4 protein-coding genes and 1 pseudogene are annotated in these 6,325 nt (G+C 48.7%); 3 read left to right on the plus strand and 2 right to left on the minus strand.

The genetic code is table 11. The features are described 5' to 3' along the window. The 3 genes and pseudogenes from IQ235_RS15795 to IQ235_RS15805 all read left to right on the plus strand — a co-directional run. Window positions 1-822 (plus strand): annotated as a pseudogene (locus IQ235_RS15795) (hypothetical protein); the annotation flags it as partial. Window positions 823-922: 100 nt separating this feature from the next. Further along, window positions 923-1,741 (plus strand): sulfurtransferase, encoded by an 819-nt coding sequence (locus IQ235_RS15800; RefSeq protein WP_264322401.1) that lies wholly within the window; start codon window positions 923-925, stop codon window positions 1,739-1,741. A 68-nt stretch (window positions 1,742-1,809) separates the two neighbouring features. Then, the gene (locus tag IQ235_RS15805) at window positions 1,810-2,118 is read left to right on the plus strand and encodes a nucleotidyltransferase family protein (protein ID WP_264322402.1); all 309 of its coding nucleotides are present in this window, start codon (window positions 1,810-1,812) and stop codon (window positions 2,116-2,118) included. Between the two features lie 166 nt (window positions 2,119-2,284). On the opposite strand, the gene IQ235_RS15810 is transcribed toward IQ235_RS15805, so the two are convergent. Continuing rightward, the gene (locus tag IQ235_RS15810; RefSeq protein ID WP_264322403.1) at window positions 2,285-4,303 is read right to left on the minus strand and encodes a hypothetical protein; all 2,019 of its coding nucleotides are present in this window, start codon (window positions 4,301-4,303) and stop codon (window positions 2,285-2,287) included. Window positions 4,304-4,456: 153 nt separating this feature from the next. Continuing rightward, window positions 4,457-5,578: a TIGR03032 family protein gene (locus IQ235_RS15815; RefSeq protein WP_264322404.1), complete on the minus strand. Its 1,122-nt coding sequence runs from the start codon at window positions 5,576-5,578 to the stop codon at window positions 4,457-4,459. Window positions 5,579-6,325: the final 747 nt, after the last annotated feature.

The raw sequence follows: 6,325 nt of genomic DNA on the forward strand, positions 1-6,325 counted from the left end.
CCGCTGACTCAACCGAGCGTTGAGCCTGAGCCATCACCCACCCCCACACCCTTGGCTGAGGAACTCGACACGCCGCCTATCGAGGAAGAAAATAGAGTCTTACCCCCACCCCCGGTTAATCCGACACCGATTCCGATTCCTACAGAACAGGTTCCACTAGAGGGGGGCGATCGTACCAGTCAATCGATTTTCATTCCAGGGGATATCATCGCCGATAGCAACCCAGAAGCGGAAGCAACGCTCCCAGAAACCGATTCAACAGCGCAAGTTCCGATCGCGCCGGGAACTGAGAGTATTCCGAAGCCCGATCCCTTTGCCAATTCAGCACCTCCAGTATTGCCTCCCTCTCCACCGAGTTTTTCCTCAGATGCAGACGGGTTTACCTTTGAGGACGACTCGGTGGCAAGGAGTTCCCTCCCCTCCTTCTCGCAAAGTCCGAGCGATCGCAGTCGTAGTGGTACGATCGCCCAAAGTGAAAACAACGAGCGCCGATCGAAATTAGAAGATGAAGCCCCAGAGTTGAGTACGGCTTTTGATGTGGTGCCGCAAATTGCCGAGTTGCGGGGCTATTTTCAAAGCCGCTGGGAACCCCTGCCGGGACTGACGCGCGACCTGGAGTATACATTGATTTTGAACGAGGATGGTTCTCTGCAACGGGCAATTCCCCTCGGACACGCGGCGGATAATTATCTCGATCGAACCGGAGTGCCTTTGGAGGGAGAGTCGATGGTCTCGTCTTTTGAGTCAGGACAAAATCCTCAAATGCGGGTGGTTCTAGAGGCGGATGGCGGCGTTAAAACGTTTTTGGAATCTTTGGATTAGTAGCAGTGTATTACATTCTGTAATCGTGGCCGTACTTGCCGATCGAGCCGAATCGCCCGTATTGACAGCAACAATCCTAAATCAACCCTTTCATTTCCCTATGACCGATCCAATTGTCTCTCCCCAGTGGCTATCTCAACATCTCGAGGATTCCGATGTCGTCGTTATCGACTGTCGGTTCTCCCTCGCCGAATTGGAACTGGGACACCAGCAGTATCGAACCCGTCATATTCCCGGTGCGTTTTACCTCCACCTCAATCGCGATCTCTCCAGTCCCGTCGGCAAGCATGGCGGACGGCATCCCCTCCCAAATCCCGACAAATTGGCAAAGAAACTCGCCGCGGTCGGGATTACTTCTTCCCAAACCCAAGTTATCGCCTACGACGATTCTCGATTTGCCTTTGCTTCCCGGTTGTGGTGGCTGCTGCGGTATTTGGGACATGAGAAAGTTGCCGTCCTCGATGGGGGATTTTCCCGCTGGCAGGAGGAAGGATATCCCACTAGCAGCGATCGATCTACAGCGAAACCAGGGAAATTTGAGGTCAATCTGCAACCCGAGTGGGTGGTGGATATCGAGACAGTCAAAGCAAGGAAAGATTTACCGCAGGTGATGCTGGTAGACTCGCGATCGCCCGAACGATATCGTGGAGAAACCGAACCCATCGATCCCATTGCCGGCAGCATTCCCGGCGCGGTAAACTACTTCTGGCAAGGGGTGACCGATGAAACTGGCTCTGCCAAACCGACGGACGCACAGCGCGATCGCTGGCAAGAAGCCTCCGCTGCCGATGAGATTATCGTTTACTGCGGTTCTGGGATTACTGCCTGTGTCAATCTGCTTTCCCTACATTTAGCCCAAGTCGAAAATCCCAAACTCTACGCCGGAAGTTGGAGCGATTGGTGTTCTTATTTAAGGTAGTAGATTCAATGACTTTGCGATCGTTGAATCTACTACCTTAATATTCAATCAGTTGCGGGAAACCCACGATGAAACCAGATGAGGTACTGGCAATTATCGCCGCACATCAAGAACAGTTACAGGCGATGGGAGTTAAGTCTCTGGATTTGTTTGGTTCGGTGGCAAGAGATGAAGCCGGGCCCGATAGTGATGTGGATTTTTTAGTGGAGTTCGATCGACCTGTTGGACTGTTTGAATTTATCGAAGTGCGGCTTTATTTACAGGATATTTTGGGATGTTCGGTCGATATGGGAACTCTTAAAGCGTTAAGGGAACATTTGCGAGACCCCGTACTCAAGGATGTGATTCATGCATTCTTGATGGTGAAGCCATATTGATTGCTCTTGTTTTCCTCCATCAGCCCCGCGAAAACATCCCAAAACACGCGGAAATCCCCCATCCGATAGATAGGGGAAAATAGAGATCTAGGGACTAGAAGAGAGTACTACCAGCCTTCCCAAGCTTACCCATTTAGAATATCGTTAATGCACCTCCAACCACATCTTAGATAACTGTTAATTCCTCGAGGGTGAGTGTTACACCTTCCAAGATTGCGAATGTTTCAGAAATATTTAGGGTTTCATTGAAAACATTGATATTCGTATTTCCATTGCTTTGGACAACTTCTAAATCATCGAAGGTTAAACCCTCTCTTAATCCAATTGCATCGTCTTCAACGATGAAATCCTCGATAATGTCTGTGCCATTTTTCTCGGATTCAAGAACAAAAATATCTTGTCCTTCGCCACCGATGAGCGTGTCGTTTCCGCGCCATCCTCGAAGAAAATCATTTCCTTGATTACCCTTGAGTACATCGCTTCCAGCTTCACCCCAAAGTCGATCGTCGCCATTACCCCCTAAAAGGGTATCGCGCCCGTTTCCACCAATTAAGTTATCGTTTCCTGACTGACCCTTGAGGCGATCGTCTCCGCTGTTTCCACGAAGAGTATCGTTATTTAAGCCACCATTTAGTGAGTCATTACCGGAGCCTCCGATTAACAGGTCATTACCCGAACCGCCGAAGAGGTTGTCATCATCCGCCCCCCCGTCGAGGGTGTCGTCACCCTGGTTACCGAAAAGTCGATCGTTGCCATCGTTGCCGAATACATCGTCGTCCCCTTGCCGCGCGCGGATGGTATCATCTCCGGTCAGAGCATCAATGGTTTCGTCGGCAGCCGTGAAACTGAGATCGTCGTCAAATATAGTGGGACTCGTGCCGATCGTCGAATCCGTACTGAAACCGAAGACCACGTAGCTTTCTCCGGCAGTGAAATTACCATTGGGAGATGCATAATGTGCTCCAATAATGATGTCGTCGAAGCCATCGCCATTGACATCTCCCGCACTGCTCACAGAGAAGCCCGAACTGTCACCAGAATCGATGCCATTAATGGTAAAGCCATTATTGCCATCGAGAGTTGACAAATCTAAACTGGCATCAAATCCATCATTAGTGCCAAACACCACATAGCTTTCTCCAGCCTCACGATTACCATTGGGGTCAGCAAAACGTGCTCCAACAATGATGTCATCGAAGCCATCACCATTGACATCTCCCGCACCACTGACGGAAGTGCCTGAAAGGTCAAAGCTATCGATGCCATTAATGGTAAAGCCATTGCTGCCATCGAGAGTTGACAAGTCTAAACTGGCATCAAATCCATCATTAGTGCCAAAGACAACGTAGCTTTCTCCGGCACCACTATTACCATTGGGGTCAGCAAAACGTGCCCCAATAATGATGTCATCAATGCCATCACCATTGACATCTCCCGCACTGCTCACAGAGAAGCCCGAATAGTCAAATATATCGATGCCGTTGAGGACAAAACCGTTGCTACCGTCGAGAGTTGACAAGTCTAAACTGGCATCAAATCCATCATTAGTGCCAAACACCACATAGCTTTCTCCAGCCTCGCGATTACCATTGGGATCGGCCAAATATACCCCAATAATGATGTCATCAAAGCCATCACCATTAATATCTCCCGCACTACTGACGGCGGCGCCTGACCGGTCATCTGCATTGATACCATTAATGGTAAAGCCGTTGCTGCCATCGAGAGTTGACAAGTCTAAACTGGCATCAAATTCATCATTAGTGCCAAACACCACATAGCTTTCTCCAGCCTCGCGATTACCATTGAGGTCGGCCCATTGTGCTCCAATGATGATGTCATCAATACCATCGCCGTTAACATCCCCCGCATCACTGACAGAGTGACCTGACAAGTCAAAGCTATCAATACCATTAATGACGAAACCGTTACTACCATCAAGGTCTGATAGTTCCAAACTGGCATTAAATCCGTCATTAGTGCCAAAAACTACGTAGCTTTCTCCAGCCAGATAGTTATCATTGGGGTCGGCCCATTGTGCTCCAATAATGATGTCATCGATGCCATCGCTATTGACATCTCCCGCACTGCTCACAGAGAGACCTGACAAGTCATCGGCATCAACACCGTTGATGACGAAACCGTTGCTGCCATTGAGGTCGGATAAATTAATTGCACTAGTCATCCGTTATCATCCTTGTATAGTTTGTTGACTGGAGGCGTTTATATCAATCGTCTCTTTTTCATGACCCTCGCAAGATGGACGAACCATCTCCCCAACCGTCCACTGCATGACGGCTGTCCCCTCCCTCCCATCGATTTGCAATTTCTGCGAGTACTATTCCTTCGTGCCAATGGACACCATGCGTCGGATTTCGTCACTCTTGAGTCCGATCGCCATCGGTCGCCGCACTTGGGGTAAAATCGCCACATCGTAGAGTTCTTCGACGATGCCTTCGATGCGCAAGCTATGCACCATATCCCCACTGCGCAGGTCGATAATCGCTAATCCACATCGCGGTTCGGCTTGTTTGGTCGCTAGGTTCTCGTCGAGAGGCAATCCCTGAAAGGTTTTGTTGTGGCGGGGTTTGGAGAGTCCCACCACGGCATAGTCGCGCCACATCGCCACTCCTCGTCCGTAACCGGGACAAAAGGCCACCGGTTCAAAGGTTCCCGATTGTAAGTCCACAGTGCCGAATTCTCCCGTCCCGGAATTCATCAGCCACAACTTGCCTTGATGCCATCGGGGGGAATGGGGCATACTCAACCCACGAACGACAATTTCGTTACTCTCGATATCGACGACGCATCCGCCATCGCGTCGTTTGTCTCGCCAACCGTCGGCGACATCGGACTGACTGACACTGGTGACATATTTGGGTTGACCTTCTACCATGGCTAAACCGTTGAGATGACAGCGGTCTTCTGCGGCAAGTTTGGAGATAAACGGGGGTTGCCACAGGGGAACGAAGCTGTGGGTGGCACTGACAGTGGCCAAACAACTGAATAGGGTATTGACAAAAACCAAACCGTTAGAACTTTTCTTCTCTTCGTCCCCAGAGATTGCCACGTCGTGAATATCTAAATCTCCGGTGATGTAGCTCATTTGCGGCACGTAGAGTGCGTCGTAACCGTTGTAGATTTGTCCGGGTTCGAGGCTGTTTTCAAACCGCCACAGTTGGTAGAGGCTACTCATGTAGAGGCTGTTGCCACTGGCACACAACCCCATGCAGCGTTCGAAAGTGCGTTGGAAGACAGAAAACTGTCCCGTTTGGGGGTTGACACCGATGAAAAAGATTTTTCCGGCTTGATAGGTGGTGAAGACTAAACTTAGATGTTGTTCGGCCAGCCAGGGAGTAAATTGCCGGGATGCGGTGATTTCAAAGGCGGGAGTGGGATTTTGAGTGGTGGTGGTAGGAGTGGCAAGAGCATCGGTGTTGGATGTATGAGTTGAATTCATATGGAGTGTTTATTTTTCTTTAAAAATGCAAAAGCTTGAGTTCTCAAAAGTTACAACTTTAACTTTTAAAGTAGAGAACTGAAAATCTTTTTTAGGGAATTAAAAGAATTCAATCTCGAGATTTACAAAGCATTATTTCTGATGAATTTGTTGTTTAGAAGCGAAAACAAAAAAAACTAGTTTTGCTAAAAACTCTAGGCTACTACTATCGCAAAAAAGCTTTTAACCATTTTATATTTCAAAAGAGATAATTCATAGTTTCTGTATCTTTTGATTTTTTTTTCACGGCGCTTTGTTTTTTTGAATATCTCTGGTTGAGTTTATCGAAATCTTTCAATATAGATCTATGTTTTTAGAGAGATTGTCAATTCAATACCGAATTGTAAATTTACGGTAAAGAAATGCCTTTTTTGCATATTTTTTTGATGAGTTTCCAACCCAAGCCGGCTGAAAGTTTTGTTTGAAGTTGTTGGGTTGAAGCATGAAGCCCAACCGACAAAGCCTCCAGGCCTAAAGTTTTGTCAGTCAGTCAAGCGCTACACTCTAAAACAGTTCGTTACCTGTGCCCATGGTGTCCCCCCACTCGATCGAAAACGCCAACCCCCAAACCGGACGAGAACTGGCCCAACTGCGAGAACAAGTCCGATCGCGCATTCGCAGCGAATTGCGTCCGGGACAGCAAGAAATGGCCGACTGGACTGGTGGCCCTTTGGCGGTATCCGCCGTACCCGGTTCTGGCAAATCCAC

Origin of the sequence: Zarconia navalis LEGE 11467 (assembly GCF_015207075.1) — a bacterium.
GTDB lineage: Bacteria > Cyanobacteriota > Cyanobacteriia > Cyanobacteriales > Geitlerinemataceae > Zarconia > Zarconia navalis.

Bases quoted from the DNA above. Each gene is read 5' to 3' on its own strand.
- IQ235_RS15815 (WP_264322404.1), bottom strand. From the start codon at position 5,578: ATGAATTCAACTCATACATCCAACACCGATGCTCTTGCCACTCCTACC.
- IQ235_RS15800 (WP_264322401.1), top strand. From the start codon at position 923: ATGACCGATCCAATTGTCTCTCCCCAGTGGCTATCTCAACATCTCGAG.
- IQ235_RS15810 (WP_264322403.1), bottom strand. From the start codon at position 4,303: ATGACTAGTGCAATTAATTTATCCGACCTCAATGGCAGCAACGGTTTC.
- IQ235_RS15805 (WP_264322402.1), top strand. From the start codon at position 1,810: ATGAAACCAGATGAGGTACTGGCAATTATCGCCGCACATCAAGAACAG.